This window comes from Chryseobacterium sp. AG844, assembly GCF_003182335.1.
GTDB classification, from domain to species: Bacteria; Bacteroidota; Bacteroidia; order Flavobacteriales; family Weeksellaceae; genus Chryseobacterium; species Chryseobacterium cupriresistens.
Genome location: NZ_QGTV01000012.1, coordinates 41,510 through 62,149, shown reverse-complemented (window position 1 = coordinate 62,149; position 20,640 = coordinate 41,510). Strand labels below are relative to the sequence as shown.

The window sequence follows — 20,640 nt, the reverse complement described above, 5'->3', positions numbered from 1 at the left end:
TATGAATTTAAAATTACGACTGACTGTTCTGAACTTTCTTCAGTTTGCAGTTTGGGGAGCTTATCTAACTTCTATGGGAAATTATTTAGGTTCTATAGGATTAGGCTCCAAAATAGGACTTTTCTATGCAATGCAGGGAATTGTTTCTATTTTTATGCCTGCAATTATGGGGATTATTGCAGATCGATGGATACAAGCACAAAGACTACTTGGAATCTGTCATTTACTGGCTGCTGTTTTTTTGATTGCCGCTGGATATTATGGAATGTCAGCTGGAAACGATGTTGAGTTTTCCAAATTATTTACTTTGTACAGCTTGAGTGTAATGTTTTACATGCCTTCGATTGCGTTGTCAAACTCTGTGGCTTATACAGTTCTTGTTAATAATAACTTTGATACTATTAAGGCTTTCCCTCCAATTCGTACTTTTGGAACTATTGGATTTATCTGTGCGATGCTATTTGTAGACTTTACAGGTTATCAGAATAATTATTCTCAGTTTTTTGTTTCTGGTATTTTAGGAATTATTTTATTCCTGTATTCATTTACGCTACCTGCATGTCCTGTTAATAAAAGCAATGAAAAAAGAAGCTTATATGATGCTTTGGGATTAAAGGCTTTTAGTTTGTTTAAAGATAAAAAAATGGCAACATTTTTTATCTTTTCAATGTTATTAGGAGTTTCTCTTCAGATTACTAATGGTTATGCAAATCCGTTTATAACAAGTTTTAAAGATATTCCTTCTTTTAAAGAAACATGGGGTGCTAATCATGCTAATGCATTGATTTCCTTGTCCCAGGTTTCTGAGACAGCATGTATTTTGTTAATTCCATTCTTCTTAAAAAGATTCGGAATTAAAAAAGTAATGCTAATGGCCATGTTCGCATGGGTTTTAAGATTCGGATTATTTGGATTTGGAAATCCTGGTGGTGGTGTATGGATGTTTATTCTGTCCATGATCGTCTATGGTATTGCATTCGATTTCTTCAATGTATCAGGTTCCCTCTTTGTGGATAAAGAAACAGATAAGAGTATACGATCAAGTGCACAAGGAGTTTTTATGATGATGACAAACGGTTTCGGTGCAACAATTGGAATGCTTCTAGCACAGGAGATTGTAAACCATTATGTATTTTCTCAAACCGATCCTTTGCTGCAACTAAAAGGATGGGAAATGTCCTGGTATATTTTTGCAGGATATGCTTTAGTCGTTGCAGTATTATTTGCTTTTATTTTCAAACACAAGCACAATCCGGAAGATGTATCCTCAGTGAAACATTAATTGAAACTTATTTTTTATTAAAATATTAAATTGCATTTTTGAAAAAAGATGCAATTTTTTTATATTCAAATATCCTTTTATCAAATAAAGCTTTGCAGAAGAAAATTATGGACTTCAGATTGATATGGAATAGTAAATGTTAATTTTTAATTTGATAATAAATTGTATTTTTCTTTATATAATAATTAAAAATATTGAATCATTTTTATGACTAACAAGTGTTCGGGTACCGAATTTCTATTTTTAAAATACCCTATTTAAAAGTGTGTTTTTTTTTGTATTTTGGCACTTTAGTAAATATGAAAAATATTCAGTTATTAGGATTACTATTAGTAATTGTAGGTAGTTTTCTACCCTTGGTACATGTACCTGTAATAGGGAACTGGAACTATTGGAAGCTTGATCATTATCTGGCTATCGCATGCTGGATTTTCTCCGCATGTGCAGTTTTTGGGATCGTAAACAATAGTGCAAAGATTGTAAGGTTCTTTGGTATTCTCCTTATTCTTCTATTCGGATTTACCTTAGTTGCTGTGAAAATGCAGTCGCTGCAATACTTTAGCTTTTTACCATTCAAATCCTGGCAGGAAACTTTTGCAGGGATCGTTAAGCTGAAATGGGGCTGGGCAGTTGAGTTTTTAGGTGCTTTTCTGATGGTTTTTGCAGGAGGAAATAAAAAAGTAAATAACAGAACACAAATATAATATGAACTTTTTAAAAATATTTTCAGCAGGAATTTTGTTGACGACCGCTGTACAGGTGCATGCTCAGGCAACAGAACAGAAAAAACCGGATAATCCGCCTAAATGTACTAACATAAAAGAAGGAAAATTTCTAAGACCCAATTATCCGGAAGCAATATGGCATATGACCATTAAAGATAATGTTCAAACCGAATATTTCAATAATGGAAAAGATTATATCAAATCGACATTGGTTTTTGTGGATGACTGCAATTATAAAGCAATCGTGATAGAGAAATCTGATAAAAATGATCCTGCACAGATAGGAGATGTCTTCAATAATAAAATAGTCGCCACTCAGGATAATCTTCTGAAAGTGAATACCAAAATTGAAGGGACTCAATTTGACGTGGTATACATAAAAGTGAAATAAATTCTAACTATAAAAACGGGATTTTTATTCCGTTTCAGCTAAATAAAAATTATATACATGAAAGAAGTATTCATTGTTTCCGCGGTAAGAACACCTATGGGGAGTTTTATGGGAAGCTTATCAACAGTTCCGGCTACAAAACTGGGAGCAACTGCTGTAAAAGGAGCATTAGATAAAATTGGTTTAGATCCTAATATTGTTCAGGAAATCTATATGGGGAATGTTCTTCAGGCAGGAGAAGGCCAGGCACCGGCTCGTCAGGTTGCTTTGGGAGCAGGTCTTTCAATCAATACACCTTCCACTACAGTTAATAAAGTTTGTGCTTCAGGAATGAAGGCTGTAACAATGGCAGCTCAGGCGATCAAAGCTGGTGATGCAGAGGTAATTGTTGCAGGTGGTATGGAAAACATGTCTTTAGTTCCTCATTATTACAATGCAAGAGTGGCTACAAAGTTAGGCGATATCAAAATGCTTGACGGAATGGTACTTGACGGTCTTACAGACGTATACAACAAAGTACATATGGGAGTATGTGCAGAAAAATGTGCTGTAGACTATAATATTACAAGAGAAGATCAGGATAACTTCGCTGTGGAATCTTACAAAAGATCTGCAAAAGCTTGGAGCGAAGGTAAATTTAACGAAGAAATTGTACCGGTTTCTATCCCTCAGAGAAAAGGAGAACCTGTAATCTTTGCTGAAGATGAAGAATATAAAGCGGTTAACTTTGACAGAATTTCAACACTTCCTACCGTATTCAAAAAAGAAGAAGGAACAGTAACTGCTGCTAACGCATCTACTTTGAACGATGGAGCTTCTGCATTGATCCTTGTTTCTAAAGAAAAAATGGAAGAACTTGGGTTGAAACCTCTTGCAAAAATAGTTTCTTATGCTGACGCAGCACAGGAGCCTGAAAACTTTACAACAGCTCCGGCAAAGGCGTTACCAATCGCTCTTAAAAAAGCAGGATTAGAGATTTCTGATATCGATTTCTTCGAATTCAACGAAGCTTTCTCAGTAGTAGGATTAGCCAACAACAAAATCTTAGGATTAGATGCAGATAAAGTAAACGTAAACGGAGGTGCCGTAGCATTAGGACACCCACTGGGAAGTTCAGGTTCAAGAATCATCGTTACATTAATCAACGTATTGAAGCAAAATAATGCGAAATACGGAGCTGCTGCTATCTGTAATGGTGGTGGCGGTGCTTCTGCAATTGTGATTGAAAATTTATAATTGATAAGTATATAACCGCATTTTGTGGTTTAAAATATAAAAATCGGGGTCTTTAAACTCCGATTTTTTAGTTACAGGGCTGAACTTTATAATTCCAGTCAGATAATTTATCGACATAGATATAGGAGGTTGTATACCTTCAACAGATACGGTCTAACCTTTGATGGTATCAAATGTGATTAAAACTTTGCTGAGCTATTTCAATACTTTACAATTATTATTTTCAAAATAATATTAAAAACCGTAGAATATTCCGTAGTTTTTCTATTTTTGTGCTACTAATATATATTTGAAATGTCTGAAACTGAGAATCGACAGCCTAAAAACATAAAGAATAATCCGAAAATTATGAAAGCCTGGGCTGTATATGACTGGGCAAATTCTGTTTATTCCCTGGTGATTACCTCTACCATTTTTCCCATTTATTACTCTATCCTTACTACTGCTTACGAGAAAAAAGAATACGTGGCAGAAACAAAAACATGGATTGATGTTCCGGTAAGACATATGATCAAAATTTTTGGAGAAGAATATCAGCCTGACGCTGTTTACGGGTATTCTCTTACCATATCGTTCTTTATTGTTGTATTGCTGTCCCCGTTTTTGTCTTCTCTGGCCGATACGATTGGAAATAAAAAGTCTTTCCTGCAGTTCTTCTGCTATCTTGGCGCAACATCTTGTATGGGATTGGCCATGTTTACTGGAATGCATAACGTATTTCTTGGGCTGCTTTTCAGTATTACGGCCAGTGTAGGTTTCTGGGGGAGTTTGGTATTTTATAACTCGTTTCTTCCGGATATCGCAACACCAGACAGACAGGATGCGCTTTCTGCAAGAGGATATGTTTACGGATACATCGGTTCCGTAGTTTTGGTGGTGATCTGTTTGGTACTGATTCAGGTTTTTGCTAAAGGAGCCGCGCAGCAGCTGCTGTTTACAAGAATCAGTTTCCTTCTGACGGGAGCATGGTGGTTCGGTTTTTCTCAATATACATTCAAGCACCTTCCTCAGTTTGGGGATGTGAAAGATAAACTGCCTAAAGATTTAGTGCTGCTGAATTATAAAAATATCTTCAAAAAACATGAAGAACAGGGAGGCTTCTTTGAAGTATTTAAAGATAACCTGAGCTTCTATAAAGATATTGCAAAAGAAAGTTTCCACGAACTGTTTAAAGTAGGAGGAGAGCTTTTCAAAGATAAAAATCTGAAATTCTTCCTGTCGAGCTTCTTCTTTTACAGCGTAGGGATGCAGACTATTTTTCTGATGGCAACATTATTTGGAAAAAGTGAAATTAACCTTGCTCAGGATAAGCTGATCGGAACTCTTTTGGTGATTCAGATTGAAGCAATCATTGGAGCGGTTATTTTCTCACGGTTATCAAAGAGAATTGGTAACAAAAATGTTATTTCAATTGCGATCATCCTATGGATTGTAGCTTGTCTTTGGGCTTATTTCCTGAACAAAGAAAACCCAACAGTAGAATACCAGTTTTATGGAGTTGCTGCAGTAGTAGGCTTGGTAATGGGTGGTCTTCAGGCTATGTCGAGATCCACCTATTCAAAACTTCTGCCTGAGAACTCAATGGAGAATACAACCTATTTCAGCTTCTATGATGTGTTGGAGAAAATTGCCATCATTATCGGAACATTCATCTTTGCAACATTGATCGAACATTTCAATAATATGCGTATTGCAGCATTGTCCATGACTATATTCTTCGCCGCAGGATTGGTTTTAATCAGATTCCTGAAGGTTAAAATGAGAAAAGACAGAGAAACATTATAAGATTGAAAGACGTTATTTTTAACGTCTTTTTTTGTCAAGGTAATTCATTGAATTTTATCTATGAAATTATAGTTATTTATCATATTTTTTTCGTATTTTTAATAGAAGAACTAAAGAAAGTAAAATAGAAGACAATTCGGCCTGAGTTTTGCTTATATTCAGCGGAATAATTTTTAACTTTGCAAAAAGATTTATAGTCAATATGACCAATCCTTTATTTTATGCAAAAATAATCCTGTTTGGAGAATACGGAATGATTGAAGATTCCCAGGGGCTTGTTGTACCTTACAGCTTCTATAAAGGGACTTTGAAATTCTCAGATTTGAGTTCTGATTTCGAACTTAATTCCAACAGACATTTGCAGAAATATTCTGAATTTCTTACAGCACTTGATCTTTCCGACGACTTTAAGCTGGATATCGAGAGCTTCAAAAATGATATTTCAAACGGACTTTTCTTTGATTCCAATATTCCTCAGGGGTATGGAGTGGGAAGTTCCGGCGCTTTGGTAGCTGCTATTTTTGAAAAATATTCAATCAGCAAGCTGAATCCTGAAAACATTTCGAAAGATAATCTTAAAAAATTAAAAGCTGTTTTTGGTGAAATGGAAAGCTATTTCCATGGAAAAAGTTCAGGAATGGATCCACTGATCTGTTATATGAATCTGCCAATTCTTATCGAAAATAAAGAAAATTTAGACAGGGTGAATATTCCCGAAGGTGAAGAAGGAAAAGGAGCTATTTTCCTGATCGATTCCGGAATGACTGGTGAAACAGGTCCTATGATTCAGATTTTCTTCGAAAAAATGAAAACAGAAGGTTTCCGTAAAACCCTGAAAGAAGAGTTCATCCGTTATAACAACGCATGTATCGAATCTTTCCTTAAAAAAGACATGAATCCATTCTTCAGAAATCTTAAAAAGCTTTCTCACTGGGCTTATGAACACTTCCGTCCTATGATCCCTGAAAGTATTTTTAACATCTGGAAAAAAGGTCTGGATTCTAACGCTTATTATCTGAAACTGTGCGGTAGCGGTGGAGGCGGCTATATCTTAGGATTTACCAAAGATTATGCAAAAGCAGAAAAAATGCTTGACGGCTTCCAAAAAGAAGTGATTTACAGATTTTAAACAGATTGGAATGAATTCTGAAAAAGAACCTTTCCAATCTAAAAACTATTTATCAAAATCTCTATTTTACAGATTTTCACAATTCGTGGGCTTTCTTCTCGGAGCACGGTTTTTTGTAGCGGCTCTGCTGACGTTCGCTCTGTATGTTTCTACTTTTTTCCTGTTCAATCAGGATGAATCCTTCAGAAAATTTGTCTTCGATTTCAAAGTTCACGGTATTATTTTTTGTACCGTCCTTACAATTCTGGCAGGTGGTATTATCAACCAGTTTTACGATCTCGAGAAAGATCATGTAGTAAAGCCTTTCAGAACAAGGGTTCAGAGTTTCATCAAACAGAAATATTTTCTCTATGCCTACCTGGCACTAAGTGCAATTTCTCTAGGGGTAGCCTGGATAATTTCTCATAATGTATTTGTTTTTTTCCTGGTCTATCAGTTCTTTATGTGGTTTTACAGCCATAAACTGAGCAGAATACTGATCCTGAACAACCTTACTTTTGTCAGTCTGACGCTGTATCCGTTTTTTGGAATGATGGTGTATTACGAAACCTTTTCCAAAAAGGTTTTCCTGATGGCTGTTTTTCTATTCCTTATCCTGTTATGTATTGATATTGTGAAAGATACTCTTACCAGAAGTGTGGATAAAGCTTTCGGGTATACTACCATTCCCAATTATTTTAAAAGCAGAAATACAAAAATTATTCTGACTTCTTTATTGATCATTACCATGGCAGTTTCAATGAATATTATTACGAAAACCAGCACTACCGGATTCATGGCTTATTATTTTGCCGGCGGGCTTTTTGTCATGATTGTATGCATATATCTTCTTTTAAATGCTTCCAGAAGAATTAACTTCCTTACATTGAACGTGTTACGATTCTGGGTTTTTGTCGGAATCATCGCCATGCTTTTAAATGGAATAGAGCATAAATTGTAAAAAAATTCTTTAAATAAACTGAGGTTATTATTACCTTTGCATAACTAAATTTAATAAATAGGAATGCCCATTTTTAATGATACTAAAATTGCATTTGCAGACAAGTCTGATGCACAATTGAGAAAGGCTTACTGGATGTTTAAAATGATTGAACAGCCCGCTCTTACAAGCCTTGGAACATCTGTTCTGAATTTCACAGTACACAATAATTTCCCTTTCGTTACCGGAATTGTAAAAAATACCTTATTTGAGCAGTTCTGCGGTGGTGAAACCCGTGAAGAAAGCATGAAAGTTGTAAAGCAGCTGTTCAAAAGAGGAGTTGGGAGTATCTTTGATTATTCCATCGAAGGGAAAGAAGATGAAGAAACTTTTGATGCGGTTTGCAAAGAAATCAAGGACATTGTACGATTCTCAGTAGGAAATCCGGCGATTCCTTTTATTGTATTTAAACCTACCGCATTCGGAAGAATTGATCTTTATGAAGCTGTTGGAAAAGGCGCTGAGCTTACTACCAGCCAGAAAGAAGAATGGGAAAGAGTGGTAAAAAGATTTGATGAAGTATGCAGTCTTTGTCACGAACATGATAAAAAAGTAATGGTAGATGCTGAAGAAACCTGGATGCAGGATGCAGCAGACCATCTTTGTGAAGAAATGATGGAGAAATATAACCAGCAGAAACCTATCGTTTGGAATACCATCCAGATGTACAGAACCGGAAGACTGGAGTATATGGAGGCACATCTTCAGAGAGCAAGAGAGAAAAATTACTTCATCGGTTACAAAATCGTTCGTGGTGCTTACATGGAAAAAGAAAGAGCCAGAGCCGCAGAAAAAGGGTATGCAGATCCTATTCAGCCAACCAAAGAGGCTTCAGATAAGAACTATAATGCAGGAATTGATTTTGTGATGGATCATCTGGATAAAGTTTCAGCATTCTTTGGAACTCATAATGAAATCTCCTCAGAGTTGATTATGGATAAAATGAAGGCAAAATCTCTGGAAAACGGCAATCCGCACGTCTATTTCGGACAGCTTTACGGGATGAGTGATAATATCACCTTCTATTTGTCTGATAAAGGCTACAATGTGGCTAAATATCTTCCATACGGACCTGTAAAGGATGTCGTGCCTTATTTGACCAGAAGAGCCCAGGAAAACACCTCTGTAGCCGGACAAACCGGAAGAGAGCTTGGACTGATCAAAAAAGAATTGGAAAGAAGAAGGAAATAATAATATTGTCCACAATATATATCGGGCCTGCAGTTTTGCAGGTCTTTTTTATTGGAATTAAAAGATGGAAATGAATAGCAAATTAATGATAATGAATGTAATGATAAGATGTTTTGGTTATAGTGTAAAATAATTCAATTTTTATTGCTGATTTGATTTTAAATAGTTATATTTGATAAAGCTATAAAAAACATAAAACAATATCTTCATTTACTAGTACACTTCTGTCCTCTGACAGTAACTCTCCAATACACTAATCACTCTTATTAAAACTAAATTATAAAAATATAATAGGGGATCAGACGATCATAAAAGATAAAAATTCTATCAGCTGGTATCCGTGAAAATTTTTTTAAAATAAAATAAAGCAATAGCTTTAGTTTTCTTCTTCAAATATTTTTTTAACCTGATCATTTCCTTGATCAGGTTTTTTAAGGCTCAAAACTTTCAAATTTTCCGTTTTCATAGAACAGAACAATACGTTTTATCTTACTTTGTTGATTACCAAACAGTTGTCCCAAAATATGATCACCCGAATTTTCTAATCGCTGAGAATCCGATATTTTTTCCGGACCCTTATCATGGGCAGGTATAAACGATTCTCCAGGACTTGATATTGAAGGTTCCCCTTCCGTCTCATCACTTCCGAATTCATCATCATCATTCATCATGGTAAAAAGATCGGGTAGTGGAGTTGTCTTTATTTTTTCCTCTTCGGTATGCTCTTCGTTAATTTCTGATTCCAGCAGTTGAGATTTCAGCATTTCACCTTCACCCGTAACCAGCCAGTCCCATAGAAGTTCCGGGAAACGGGATTTTATTTTTATGATAAATTCAAGAGAAGGTTTGTTTCTTCCTGATGTGATATGTGAAATGGATGAACGCTGCACATCAATCTCATCAGCAAACTCGGAAGGAGTAAGACGAGAATACTCTATAATTTTGGAAATTCTTTCATTTAAACTCATAAAAATAAGCCTTTAATTATTTTACAAATGTAACATATATAATTTACAAATGCAAAATACAAATGTAAATAATTTGAAATTTCTATTGTATACATTTGTAACAAAGTTTTAATTGTTTTAAAATCAAATCATTATATGTAAATTACAATTGTATTTACTTATCAGATGAATCTACCATTACCGCTGTAGACAGATAGTTTCGATCTGGTAAAAGACTACGATTCTTTAAAAGAACTGGTTTAAAAATGTAAATTAAGCCCATCGATGGAGCTATTTTATCCATTAAATAGCTTTAAAAACAGAATATACATTATTAAACCACTTAAATCGTTTCTGTAAATAAGATTATCAATAAACACCTTATAGAACGCATATAAAAGCACTTTTAAAAGAGTTACATTGGTAAATTACTGATGTAAATACACCATTTTAAGCCAATATCTGACCAAATTGAAGGGAAAATACTGTTCCTGTTAAACAACTCATTCTGTCAAAGGTTAAAACTCCTGATAAAAAGTATTATTTGAGTAATTTTCAGAGATCCATTTGATTTTTCTGTGATTTTACATATGTATACACTCTTAAACAACCTGGTTTTCCACAATTTCTATGTTTAGTAAAATAACCCTCAAATAGCAAAAACACCCTATTTTTGCACTTAAAGTACTGTTAGAAATACAGTTGAATTAAACTTTATAAAGTGCTGACTTTTAATATCTTAAATATTTGTTATTGAATTATTCGCAATCCACAATTTTATCCACAGACAAATTGTCCTTCAGTGCTGTTTAATAATGTTACAAGTGTCAACTTACTTTTATAACTCTCAATTTGAATAATTTAAACTTTGTAAACAATTTTCAAAGCGAATGTCAAATGTAAATTTGTGAATTTTGCTAACATTTACAAATGTTAATTTAAGTTTTTGGCTAAAAATGGCTAAATTTGATTCTTGTAAACTATTCCTACAATGAATTTTGAACAGATCTATTCTCAAAACCCCGATTTCTCAAATCGCTATATTTCCCCTGAAAAATTATTTTCTTATCTACAGGCCAATCTCAGCGATTATATTCGGGAGATCGGAACATCCTATTTAGATAAACCGATTTATCAGTTAAGTATCGGAACCGGAAACATTCAGGTATTGGCCTGGTCACAAATGCACGGAAATGAATCCAATGCTACCCATGCTATGCTTGACCTTCTGATAAGTCTTGATAAAGCTCCCGGAATGAAAGATGATTTGTTCAGTAAAATAACACTTGATTTTATATTCATGCTGAATCCGGATGGATCCGAAAGATGGACCAGACTGAATGCAGCCGATATTGACCTGAACAGAGATTTTCATAACGAAGCAAGTAAGGAGATTAAATTCCTGAAAAAAGCAGCAGCTTCCAAAAAATATGATTATGCTTTAAATCTTCATGAGCAGAGAACCATTTTTACCACTGATGGTATTCATCCTGCTACGCTTTCCTTTTTGGCACCTTCTGAAAATGTAGAACGTACCGTTACCGAAAACAGAAAAAAATGTATGGCAGTCATTGGAAGCGTGTACAACCATTTAAAAGAAATGATTCCCAACCAGATCGGAAGATATTCTGATGAATTTTATCCGACTTCTACCGGAGATAACTTTATCAAAGCAGGGATGCCAACCATCTTATTTGAAGGCGGGCACTTTGTAGAAGATTATACCCGTACAGGAACAAGAAAATACTATACAATTGCTCTTTATTATGCTTTGAAAGCAATCAGTGAACTGAACTCTGATACTACAGGCTGGGAAACTTACCTTGAAATCCCTGAAAACCAGGAAACCCATTATGACTTGATTTACAGAAATGTAAAGCTGAATACAGAGCATGAATGTATTCTGGATATTGCAGTACAGTACAGGGAAATCAAAGAAGATGGGAAAAGTGACATCTCATTTATTCCTTTCGTCATGGAAGCCGGAGATGTGAAACAAAAGAAGGGCTGGCTGGAAATAGACTGTACCGGAAAGAAATTTATTTCTGCAACTAAATATCCGAAACTGGACTCAGTTGTGGATTTTAAAATAGAAGATTAAAAGACTTTAAATATCTCCATATAAAAAAGTTTCGGCAGCCCCTTCAGGGCTGCCAAAACTTTTATTTTTATAACTACTTTCCAAAATTTAAATGGCTATGCACTAAATTATAATGTGGTTTAATAGGAGTGGGCTTTAGCCCATTCAATTTAATGAATATTCATCCGGCTTAACCAAAACTTAATTTCAGAATATAAAGTTTAGTTAACTACTTTAATTCCGTTAGCTACAAACCTGATTTCTTCTTTTGGCTGAGTGATAGCATCAATTTCAGACTGAGGCTTTTTAGCATCTTCGGCGTAATGTTTCTGTTCATTTACAGAAGTTACTTTTCTTTCTGCATTCCCTTCCAATACAACATTTTTCCCTTTTAATGCGGTAGGTACAAAGAAAGCATAATCCTTCATTTTTACAAAAAACTTAGAATTATCTTCTGTCTGGATCGTAAGCCAGCAGCCTTTTTTGTCGCATACGTCTGTTACTTTTCCCTTAACGGAAACATTCTCAACTTTTTTGTTATCTTTTTTGAGCTGCTTATTCAATTTATCTGCGGTGATCGCTTTAGATTCAGCGGATGAAGTTACCTGATCTCCGTACGTATCACCTACCAACGCTTTCCCTTCCGGTGGTCCGGATTGAGCAAAAGCTAACGAAGAAGCTGTTAAAACTGCACCCAATAATATTGCTTTAAATTTCATGTTTAATATTTTTCTCAAAAATACTAATTAAAATTGAATCATAAAGGAATAAAAAATGACAAAAGACAGGTGTTTTGATGAATTTTCAACAAATTTGAAAATCAAAGACAGATTTGATTATATTTGACCTCTATACTTGACTATGCAAAAAAAACTGAAACTATGGGATGCCATCATGCTTGTGATGGGATCAATGATCGGAAGCGGGATCTTTATTGTAAGTGCTGATATGATGCGAAACCTGGGATCAGGATATTGGCTCATTGTGGTGTGGGTGATCACAGGAATAATGACAGTAGCCGCAGCCATAAGTTATGGAGAACTGTCCGCACTGTTTCCGAAAGCCGGAGGGCAATATACTTACCTGAAAGAAATCTTTGGTAAAAGAATGGGATTCCTTTACGGATGGGGATTGTTTACCGTAATACAGACCGGAACAATTGCAGCCGTAGCAATGGCTTTTGGTAAATTTACAGCGTATTTGATTCCTTCATTAAACGATGCTGCCCCTATTTTCCAGAGTGGTGAATTTAAAATTACCTGGATACAGATTCTGGCAATTGCTGTGATTCTGTTGCTTACGTACATCAATACCAGAGGTGTAGAAAGTGGGAAAATTCTTCAGAATATCTTTACCGGTTCCAAAATTATTGCATTACTTGGGCTGATAGCAGCCGGTTTTATTTTGGTAGACATTTCTCATTTAGCAGAAAACTTTAGCTGGGGAACAGATTCTTTTAATAACCTTAAAAAAGATTTGAGTGGTAATTTCCTTAAAGAAGGCTGGGAACCGATTGGAGGAATGACTCTTTTAGGAGGAATTGCTGCTGCCATGGTAGGATCTGTTTTCAGTTCCGTTGCGTGGGAAAGTGTAACATTTGTTTCCGGGGAGATTGAAAATCCTAAAAAGAATGTAGTCAAATCAATGATTTATGGGACTTCTGCTGTAATGATCCTTTACATCGCTGTAAACTATGTCTACTTAAATGCTCTGGACAGAGATGGAATTGCATTTGCTGCTAATGACAGAGTAGCGGTAGCGGCATCCCAGAATATATTTGGAAGTGCAGGAACTATCATCATTGCCTTATTGGTCATGATTTCTACATTTGGATGTAACAACGGATTGATTCTGGCGGGAGCAAGAGTTTTCCAGACGATGGCCAAAGACGGCATGTTCTTTAAGTCAGCAGTAAAAAATAATAAAAATGAAGTTCCTGAAAATGCATTGTGGATGCAGGGAGTCTGGGCTTCCATTTTGTGTCTGAGCGGGCAGTATGGAAATTTGCTGGATATGATCTCTTTCGTGATCGTTCTTTTCTATATGATTACGGTTTTTGGAGTTATTTATTTAAGAATCAAACAGCCGGAACTGGAGAGACCTTATAAAACATGGCTTTATCCTGTAACGCCGGTTATTTATCTTGTCATAGGAACATGTTTCTGTATCCTGTTGCTTATTTACAAGCAGCAATATACATGGCCTGGTTTTGTTTTGGTATTGCTGGGACTTCCTGTGTACTATTTTATCAATCGAAAAAAGGTGGATAATTAATATAAAAAATAAAATATAACAGATTCATGGGCCTTTCAATTCAGTTTGAAGGCCCTTGTTTTTGAATAATATTTTAAAGTATATCATTATTATTTGTCGAAAATGTGTAATTTGGTATTTCGTTTTTAGAACAGGACCATGAAGTAAAAACAATAAGTTATGGATACACCAAATTACAGAATGCCTTTCGTACCGTCTACTTTAATGACCGAAGGCGGAAGTATCGATACCTGCGATATGGGCGAAAGTATTGCCCACAATATTATGCTGCTGATCACCACCAAAAAAGGGGAGAACAGATATGATGAAAACTATGGAAACGATGTCTGGAACCTTGAATTCGATAATGGAGTTACAAGTGCCATCTGGGAAAGCGTTTTTATCAAAAGCTTAAGAAGACAGATTCAGGAATATGAACCAAGAATCGTGAACCCGCAGATTGATGCTCACATACAATTTGTAGAACACAGCTACGATACTAAAGAACACACCGAAATTAAAAAGAAAGTAAGAATTGCCATCAATGCAAAAATGGAAGAAACAGGAGAACGGTTCAGTTTCTCAACAGAGCTGTTTCTAAGCCCGATGTCTATTGATTAATATTTTTAACAGCGAAAGAAAATTATGAATTTAGATCAGAATATTTATTCCAAAGAATCTGTAAAAGCAAGAATGCTGCAGAATGCAACTAAAGTATGGGGACTAAGGAGCCCGCAGTCTTTAGATCCTTTTGTAAAACTGCTGATAGACGCATTCAGTACAGAGGTCTTCAAAGCGAATAATGAAATACAGACGGTGAATGCCCGTATATTGGAAAAACTGGCAAAACTGCTTACACCGTCCATTTATACCCATCCTATTCCGGCTCATTCAGTAGCTTTTACACAGCCTTATGAGTCTTCTGAAATTTTATTGGAACACACGGAATTCTTTTTCCGTAAACAGATGACTTCCACGGTGAAATCGGAATCGGACAAACAGCTGAACATTCCATTTACTCCCGTAGGAAATGTGAGAATCAATAAAGTTCACACTTCGATCATGTTTGTAGGAAATACCTGCTACAGCATCGACGACAGATTCAACAAAATTCCTATTGCAAGATTTCAGGGAAGACCTGAAGATTACAGAAAAATCACAATAGGAGTAGATGTAAGTAAATATGTAAGTGAAAACTTTCCCAAATATCTGAGCATATTCTGCTCCAATCCTGCTTTCGAGCACCTTGATTTCGTATACAAATTATTACCGTATATCACGGTTTCAAGCAATGGTAACCCTCTGTTTGTAAGAGAAGGATTAAGCTATCTTACAGAAAGTCAGAACGATGGTTATGAGCAGATGTTCAAAGAACAATCCATCAGAAATAAGGTGATTGAAGATATTAAAAGTATCTATCGTCATAAATTTATTGAAGTAACAGGAATCTCTCAAAGCCTGTTTTCAGAACCTGGACAGCTTCCACAGAATCTTGATTTCCTGGCTGGAAAAGAAGAAATTACTAAATTTCTGGATAATAAAAGTTATCTGTGGCTTACGTTTGAGTTTCCACCACAGTTTTCAGCAGAAATCCTGGATAATTTCTCATTTGTACTGAATGCTTTTCCAATCTATAACAGAGGCTGGAAAAAAACAGAATACAGCCTTGATATCATGGGGAATAATATCCCTTTGGTAACAGACGAAGGCGAGCATTTCCTTTATGTAGATGAGGTACAGGATGGTGACGGCAGAAGATATACCGAAATTCCTTTCACGCCGGCCGATGATCTTAAAAAAGGATTATATACTGTAAGAAAAGGTGGAATGGAACGTTTTACCAGTCGAAATGCAGTAGATATGATTGCCAATGTTCTGGAACTGACAAGAGATGAAATTGCTGCATTTTCCCTTTTGAACAGAGATAATGTAAAAGGAGTTCTCAGCGAAATGTCTGACAAAATGAAATCCATGGTGCAGAAAGTAAATAATGCCAAAAGGAATATCAGACAGGAGCTGAATTACGTGATCATGGAACCGGTAGAAAAAACCGATCATACCTACGCTTCTTTTTGGATTACACACTGTACGCTGGCCAATCATATGCGTCCGGGAACTGAACTTTCCAACCAGCTGAAATCCCAGACTGTGGTACTGCTTACCGAAACATTAGGGGGAGCTGAGGAACAAAAAGGAACGGATAGTATTCAGGCGTATAAATATGCATTAACAACCAGAGATAAGATCATTTCTTTGGAAGACGTTAAAAATTATTGCCGCATGATTCTGAAAGATGAGGTAAGAGAAGTAAGGGTAAGAAGAGGAACGATGATCAGCAACAAGCCAAAAGAAGGATTTGTAAGAACGGTTGAGGTAGAAATCATTCCGCAGAACTATTCTTTCTACGGAAGAGCGTATTGGGAAAATATGGCCAATATTATCAGGAATCAGATTATTGCCAAAGCCATTGATGGAATCGAATATATCGTAAGGATTACCAATGAAGATATTGATTTCCAGGATATGTAATCCTAAAAAATAAATCAGTTTAAAATATAAAAGCCGTATCAATTGCGGCATTTTGAATGATATCAATAGGAACGGGCTTTAGCCCGTTTTTTTATAAATAAACATTTCCATTGGCTTCAGCCAAAACATAATGGCTCGAAAATAAGAAACCATTTCAGAAAATTCAATAACATTGGGTTCAATGCATTAACAAAACCTAAGAATTTTTTATGAAACTTTTATCCCTTTTATATTCAAAAAAAGTCTATAAAATTTCGTATTTTTGCACGTTGTGATTTTCAGGCAAAATCACCCCAAATTATGAGTAAATCAACAGAATATATAGAAGTTTACGGAGCCCGTGAACACAATCTTAAAAATATTAACGTAAAAATTCCGCGCAACGAATTGGTCGTGATTACCGGCCTTTCCGGAAGTGGAAAATCGTCGTTGGCTTTTGATACTATTTTTGCAGAAGGCCAGCGTCGTTATATCGAAACTTTTTCTGCCTATGCACGCCAGTTTTTGGGCGGATTGGAGCGTCCCGATGTAGATAAAATCGAAGGTCTTTCCCCGGTTATTGCCATTGAGCAGAAAACAACCAATAAAAACCCGCGTTCCACCGTAGGAACGGTTACCGAACTGTACGATTTTCTGCGTCTTCTGTATGCCAGAGTTTCGGATGCGTACTCTTTGTCCACAGGGCAGAAGTTGGTAAGCTATACTGAAGATCAGATCCTTGAAACCATCAAAGAAAATTATAAAAAAGAGAAAATCATGCTTTTGGCGCCAGTTGTGCGTTCCAGAAAAGGACATTATCATGAGCTCTTTGTTCAGATGGCCAAAAAAGGTTACGGGCAGGCAAGAATTGATGGCGAACTGCAGGATATTGAATATGATTTAAAACTTGACCGTTATAAAACCCACGACATCGATATCGTTATCGACCGTTGGATCATCGGGGAGAATGCTTCGGAAAGCAGAATGGAAAAATCATTACGTACTGCAATGGAAATGGGAGAAGGCATTATCGGAATTCAGAAACTGGGAAGTACAGATATCGAATATTTTTCCAAAAACCTTATGGATGCTGAAACCGGACATTCTTTGGCGCTGCCTGAACCCAATACCTTCTCATTCAACTCTCCAAAAGGAAGCTGTCCGAATTGTAAAGGTCTGGGAAACATTAAAAAGATCAATACCGATTATTTCATCGATAATCCTAAACTGTCAATTAATCAGGGAGGATTATTACCATTGGAAGATATCAAGTCCAACAAATGGATTCTGTCACAGATCAAAAACATTCTTGAGATCTTTGGATTAGGATTAACAACGCCATTGCAGGATATTCCGGAAGAAGCACTGGATTATATCTACAACGGATGTCACAAAGAATTCAATAAAGACCTGAAATACGCCGGAATTACCAAAAAAATAAAAATTGGTTTCGATGGTCTGATTGCTTTCATGGAGGAGATTATTGATGATAGAGATTCCTATGAAGCTGTTTTATTGGAAAGACATTTTACTACAGAAGAAATATGCCCTGAATGTCATGGCACCCGCCTTCAGCCTTCAAGTTTAAGTTTTAAAATTGATGGAAAAAACATTGCAGAGGTCAATGCTTTAAGCTTAGCGGATTTAAAAGACTGGCTGGCTGATGTTAAAGATAAATTCTCCGAAAAGAATAAAATCATTGCCCACGAGATCTTAAAAGAAATTGAAACCAGGCTTCAGTTTTTGCTGGATGTAGGATTGGATTATTTAAGTTTGAGCAGAAGTTCAAAAACACTTTCCGGAGGAGAATCGCAGAGAATCCGCCTGGCAACACAGATCGGATCTCAGTTGGTGAATGTATTGTATATTCTTGATGAACCAAGTATCGGGCTTCACCAGAGAGATAATGAAAGATTGATCCATTCTCTGAAAAACCTGAGAGACATTGGAAACTCTGTATTGGTGGTAGAACATGATAAAGACATGATCCTGGAAGCCGATGAGGTGCTGGATATTGGTCCGAGAGCAGGAAAATTCGGAGGAGAGATTCTTTGGCAGGGAAAACCAAAAGATCTTTTGAAAGCTGATACCATCACGGCGCAGTATATTAATGGAAAAAGAAAAATAGAAATTCCGGCAGAAAGAAGAGCTGGAAGCGGTAAAAATATTGTTTTAAAAGGAGCTACTGGGAACAATCTTAAAAATGTAACCCTGGATATTCCTCTTGGAAAACTGGTTGTAGTAACCGGAATTTCAGGAAGCGGAAAATCTTCATTGATTAACGGAACATTGTATCCGATTCTTAATAAACATTTCTACAGAGCGGTTCAGGAACCGTTACCATACAAAAAAATTGAAGGGTTAGATAATATTGATAAAATTGTAGACGTAGATCAGACGCCAATCGGAAGAACGCCACGTTCAAATCCTGCTACTTATACCGGAATGTTTACCGATATCAGAAACCTTTTTGCAGAGCTGCCGGAAAGTAAAATCCGTGGATATAAACCGGGAAGATTCTCTTTCAACGTGAAAGGCGGAAGATGCGAAACCTGTCAGGGTGGAGGATTAAAAGTGATCGAAATGAATTTCCTTCCGGATGTATACGTACACTGCGAAACCTGCAACGGAAAACGTTTCAACAGAGAAACCTTAGAAGTTCGTTACAAAGGAAAATCAATCTCTGACGTATTGGATATGACGATTGATGAAGCCGTAGATTTCTTCCAGCCGATTCCTAAAATTTTTGCAAAAGTAAAAACATTACAGGATGTAGGTTTAGGGTATATTACCCTTGGACAGCAGTCGACAACCCTTTCAGGAGGTGAAGCACAACGTATCAAGTTAGCAACTGAATTAGCAAAAAGACAAACCGGAAATACCCTTTATATCCTTGATGAACCCACTACAGGACTTCATTTCGAAGACGTAAAAATCCTGATGGATGCCATCAATCAGTTGGTAGAACTCGGAAACTCATTCATCATTATTGAACATAATATGGACGTGATTAAATTAGCAGACCATATTATTGACGTAGGACCAGAAGGAGGAAAACATGGCGGGCAGATTGTAGCACAGGGAACTCCTGAGGAAATTGTGAAGTCCAAGAAGAGCTTGACAGGGAAGTTCCTGAAAAGAGAACTGGAGTAAGTATTCATAAAATTATGAAGCTTTTTTGTTATTCCAAAGAATCTAAATAATTTACTTCAGAATATTGATCAACGTTTAAAATAAAAATTGAGATAATAATTGGCTAAACTCATCAGGTTTAGCCTTTTTTATGCCTAAAATAACCCTCCAATATTAAATTTTCAATTATTTTTAAAATTTATTAAACTGATAATCAATTAATTAAGTTTTAATGTTAATCCAATGTTAACTGAATGTAAAATTAATATGAATTATTTTTAATAACTTTGGTTAAGAGATACAAAAATAGGTTAGTATAACATTTAAAACCAGTTAGTTATGAAAAATAGAATTCAAATAGTAATGGCTTCACTTTTCGTTTGCGGATTTGCTGCTGTTTTGAACACTGCTAAAGCTCAGACTACAGATCATAATACCATTCAGGAAATTCAGTTGAACAGGAGTGAAACATTTAATGATATCAGAAATAAACTAGAAGCTAATTTTGATCTTACCAATCCTGATTACAAACAGGGAACGGTAAATTCTGTGGTGAAGTTTGATATTGCTAAAAACGGAAAAATCGTTAATGTTCATTCCAGTGGTGACTGTAAAACCGTAAGCAAGGAAATTGAAGCAGTGTTAAGCGATCTTGACTATAGAGTAGACCGCAAAAAACTAACTGATAACATGGTTGCTTACACCTATGTAATGCCTGTGACAGTAGAGATCCACAGTAGATAATATTTATTGCATATTATTCATGAATGTGTGAATAATGAAACCTTATCAGATTAAATTGTAATAAAGAATAAACAGATATGTTTTAGTTTTGGGCTACCATAAAATTAAAACGATATGAAAAATTTAAAGAAGCTGACAAAGTCAGAGTTGAAGTCAGTGAACGGAGGAGAACCTGTAAAATACTGTACGTTTTGCGAGTGGGCAAATAAAGTAATCTGCAGCGATATTCCAATCGTTCAATGTCCGTAAAAAATAAAG

At 35.8% G+C, this 20,640-nt stretch carries 17 protein-coding genes; 15 read left to right on the top strand and 2 right to left on the bottom strand.

What is annotated here, in order from left to right; all coding sequences use genetic code 11:
* Window position 1: 1 nt before the first annotated feature.
* The 8 genes from DEU40_RS13165 (at window position 2) to DEU40_RS13130 (ending at window position 8,718) form a co-directional block, all read left to right on the top strand.
* Window positions 2–1,282, top strand: a complete 1,281-nt coding sequence (locus DEU40_RS13165; RefSeq protein ID WP_110010254.1) for an MFS transporter — start codon at window positions 2–4, stop codon at window positions 1,280–1,282.
* A gap of 299 nt (window positions 1,283–1,581) precedes the next feature.
* Window positions 1,582–1,986, top strand: a complete 405-nt coding sequence (locus DEU40_RS13160; RefSeq protein ID WP_110010253.1) for a hypothetical protein — start codon at window positions 1,582–1,584, stop codon at window positions 1,984–1,986.
* Window position 1,987: 1 nt separating this feature from the next.
* Window positions 1,988–2,398: a hypothetical protein gene (locus tag DEU40_RS13155; protein ID WP_110010252.1), complete on the top strand. Its 411-nt coding sequence runs from the start codon at window positions 1,988–1,990 to the stop codon at window positions 2,396–2,398.
* A gap of 57 nt (window positions 2,399–2,455) precedes the next feature.
* Window positions 2,456–3,634, top strand: coding sequence for an acetyl-CoA C-acyltransferase (locus DEU40_RS13150; protein WP_110010251.1), 1,179 nt, complete (start codon window positions 2,456–2,458; stop codon window positions 3,632–3,634).
* A gap of 294 nt (window positions 3,635–3,928) precedes the next feature.
* On the top strand, window positions 3,929–5,419 hold the full coding sequence (locus tag DEU40_RS13145; protein ID WP_110010250.1) for an MFS transporter: 1,491 nt from the start codon (window positions 3,929–3,931) through the stop codon (window positions 5,417–5,419).
* A gap of 202 nt (window positions 5,420–5,621) precedes the next feature.
* Window positions 5,622–6,548: a mevalonate kinase gene (locus DEU40_RS13140; protein WP_110010249.1), complete on the top strand. Its 927-nt coding sequence runs from the start codon at window positions 5,622–5,624 to the stop codon at window positions 6,546–6,548.
* Between the two features lie 10 nt (window positions 6,549–6,558).
* Window positions 6,559–7,488, top strand: a complete 930-nt coding sequence (locus tag DEU40_RS13135) for a UbiA family prenyltransferase (protein ID WP_110010248.1) — start codon at window positions 6,559–6,561, stop codon at window positions 7,486–7,488.
* 63 nt (window positions 7,489–7,551) lie between these two features.
* Window positions 7,552–8,718: a proline dehydrogenase family protein gene (locus tag DEU40_RS13130; RefSeq protein ID WP_110010247.1), complete on the top strand. Its 1,167-nt coding sequence runs from the start codon at window positions 7,552–7,554 to the stop codon at window positions 8,716–8,718.
* A gap of 431 nt (window positions 8,719–9,149) precedes the next feature.
* Here the strand turns inward: DEU40_RS13130 and DEU40_RS13125 are convergent, their stop codons facing one another.
* Window positions 9,150–9,686 (bottom strand): helix-turn-helix domain-containing protein, encoded by a 537-nt coding sequence (locus DEU40_RS13125; RefSeq protein ID WP_110010246.1) that lies wholly within the window; start codon window positions 9,684–9,686, stop codon window positions 9,150–9,152.
* A 970-nt stretch (window positions 9,687–10,656) separates the two neighbouring features.
* Here DEU40_RS13125 and DEU40_RS13120 point away from each other — a divergent pair.
* A complete protein-coding gene (locus tag DEU40_RS13120; RefSeq protein ID WP_110010245.1) occupies window positions 10,657–11,766 on the top strand; it encodes a M14 family zinc carboxypeptidase in 1,110 nt (369 codons plus the stop codon).
* A gap of 200 nt (window positions 11,767–11,966) precedes the next feature.
* On the opposite strand, the gene DEU40_RS13115 is transcribed toward DEU40_RS13120, so the two are convergent.
* On the bottom strand, window positions 11,967–12,464 hold the full coding sequence (locus DEU40_RS13115; RefSeq protein ID WP_110010244.1) for a DUF4920 domain-containing protein: 498 nt from the start codon (window positions 12,462–12,464) through the stop codon (window positions 11,967–11,969).
* A gap of 142 nt (window positions 12,465–12,606) precedes the next feature.
* On the opposite strand from DEU40_RS13115, the gene DEU40_RS13110 reads away from it, so the two are divergent.
* The 6 genes from DEU40_RS13110 to DEU40_RS13085 all read left to right on the top strand — a co-directional run bounded on the left by DEU40_RS13110 (window position 12,607) and on the right by DEU40_RS13085 (window position 20,631).
* Window positions 12,607–14,019, top strand: coding sequence for an APC family permease (locus DEU40_RS13110; RefSeq protein WP_110010243.1), 1,413 nt, complete (start codon window positions 12,607–12,609; stop codon window positions 14,017–14,019).
* A gap of 159 nt (window positions 14,020–14,178) precedes the next feature.
* Window positions 14,179–14,619 carry a GPW/gp25 family protein gene (locus tag DEU40_RS13105; protein WP_002979175.1) on the top strand — a complete coding sequence of 147 codons (441 nt, stop codon included), beginning with the start codon at window positions 14,179–14,181 and terminating at the stop codon, window positions 14,617–14,619.
* Between the two features lie 24 nt (window positions 14,620–14,643).
* Complete coding sequence (locus DEU40_RS13100) at window positions 14,644–16,527, top strand: type VI secretion system baseplate subunit TssF (RefSeq protein WP_110010242.1); 1,884 nt, start codon at window positions 14,644–14,646, stop codon at window positions 16,525–16,527.
* A 300-nt stretch (window positions 16,528–16,827) separates the two neighbouring features.
* Window positions 16,828–19,659 carry an excinuclease ABC subunit UvrA gene (gene uvrA, locus DEU40_RS13095; RefSeq protein WP_110010241.1) on the top strand — a complete coding sequence of 944 codons (2,832 nt, stop codon included), beginning with the start codon at window positions 16,828–16,830 and terminating at the stop codon, window positions 19,657–19,659.
* Between the two features lie 318 nt (window positions 19,660–19,977).
* Window positions 19,978–20,382 (top strand): hypothetical protein, encoded by a 405-nt coding sequence (locus DEU40_RS13090; protein ID WP_110010240.1) that lies wholly within the window; start codon window positions 19,978–19,980, stop codon window positions 20,380–20,382.
* A gap of 114 nt (window positions 20,383–20,496) precedes the next feature.
* The gene (locus tag DEU40_RS13085; RefSeq protein WP_082798797.1) at window positions 20,497–20,631 is read left to right on the top strand and encodes a bacteriocin-like protein; all 135 of its coding nucleotides are present in this window, start codon (window positions 20,497–20,499) and stop codon (window positions 20,629–20,631) included.
* Window positions 20,632–20,640: the final 9 nt, after the last annotated feature.

Bases quoted from the DNA above. Each gene is read 5' to 3' on its own strand.
- DEU40_RS13165 (WP_110010254.1), top strand. From the start codon at position 2: ATGAATTTAAAATTACGACTGACTGTTCTGAACTTTCTTCAGTTTGCA.
- DEU40_RS13160 (WP_110010253.1), top strand. From the start codon at position 1,582: ATGAAAAATATTCAGTTATTAGGATTACTATTAGTAATTGTAGGTAGT.
- DEU40_RS13155 (WP_110010252.1), top strand. From the start codon at position 1,988: ATGAACTTTTTAAAAATATTTTCAGCAGGAATTTTGTTGACGACCGCT.
- DEU40_RS13150 (WP_110010251.1), top strand. From the start codon at position 2,456: ATGAAAGAAGTATTCATTGTTTCCGCGGTAAGAACACCTATGGGGAGT.
- DEU40_RS13145 (WP_110010250.1), top strand. From the start codon at position 3,929: ATGTCTGAAACTGAGAATCGACAGCCTAAAAACATAAAGAATAATCCG.
- DEU40_RS13140 (WP_110010249.1), top strand. From the start codon at position 5,622: ATGACCAATCCTTTATTTTATGCAAAAATAATCCTGTTTGGAGAATAC.
- DEU40_RS13135 (WP_110010248.1), top strand. From the start codon at position 6,559: ATGAATTCTGAAAAAGAACCTTTCCAATCTAAAAACTATTTATCAAAA.
- DEU40_RS13130 (WP_110010247.1), top strand. From the start codon at position 7,552: ATGCCCATTTTTAATGATACTAAAATTGCATTTGCAGACAAGTCTGAT.
- DEU40_RS13125 (WP_110010246.1), bottom strand. From the start codon at position 9,686: ATGAGTTTAAATGAAAGAATTTCCAAAATTATAGAGTATTCTCGTCTT.
- DEU40_RS13120 (WP_110010245.1), top strand. From the start codon at position 10,657: ATGAATTTTGAACAGATCTATTCTCAAAACCCCGATTTCTCAAATCGC.
- DEU40_RS13115 (WP_110010244.1), bottom strand. From the start codon at position 12,464: ATGAAATTTAAAGCAATATTATTGGGTGCAGTTTTAACAGCTTCTTCG.
- DEU40_RS13110 (WP_110010243.1), top strand. From the start codon at position 12,607: ATGCAAAAAAAACTGAAACTATGGGATGCCATCATGCTTGTGATGGGA.
- DEU40_RS13105 (WP_002979175.1), top strand. From the start codon at position 14,179: ATGGATACACCAAATTACAGAATGCCTTTCGTACCGTCTACTTTAATG.
- DEU40_RS13100 (WP_110010242.1), top strand. From the start codon at position 14,644: ATGAATTTAGATCAGAATATTTATTCCAAAGAATCTGTAAAAGCAAGA.
- uvrA (WP_110010241.1), top strand. From the start codon at position 16,828: ATGAGTAAATCAACAGAATATATAGAAGTTTACGGAGCCCGTGAACAC.
- DEU40_RS13090 (WP_110010240.1), top strand. From the start codon at position 19,978: ATGAAAAATAGAATTCAAATAGTAATGGCTTCACTTTTCGTTTGCGGA.
- DEU40_RS13085 (WP_082798797.1), top strand. From the start codon at position 20,497: ATGAAAAATTTAAAGAAGCTGACAAAGTCAGAGTTGAAGTCAGTGAAC.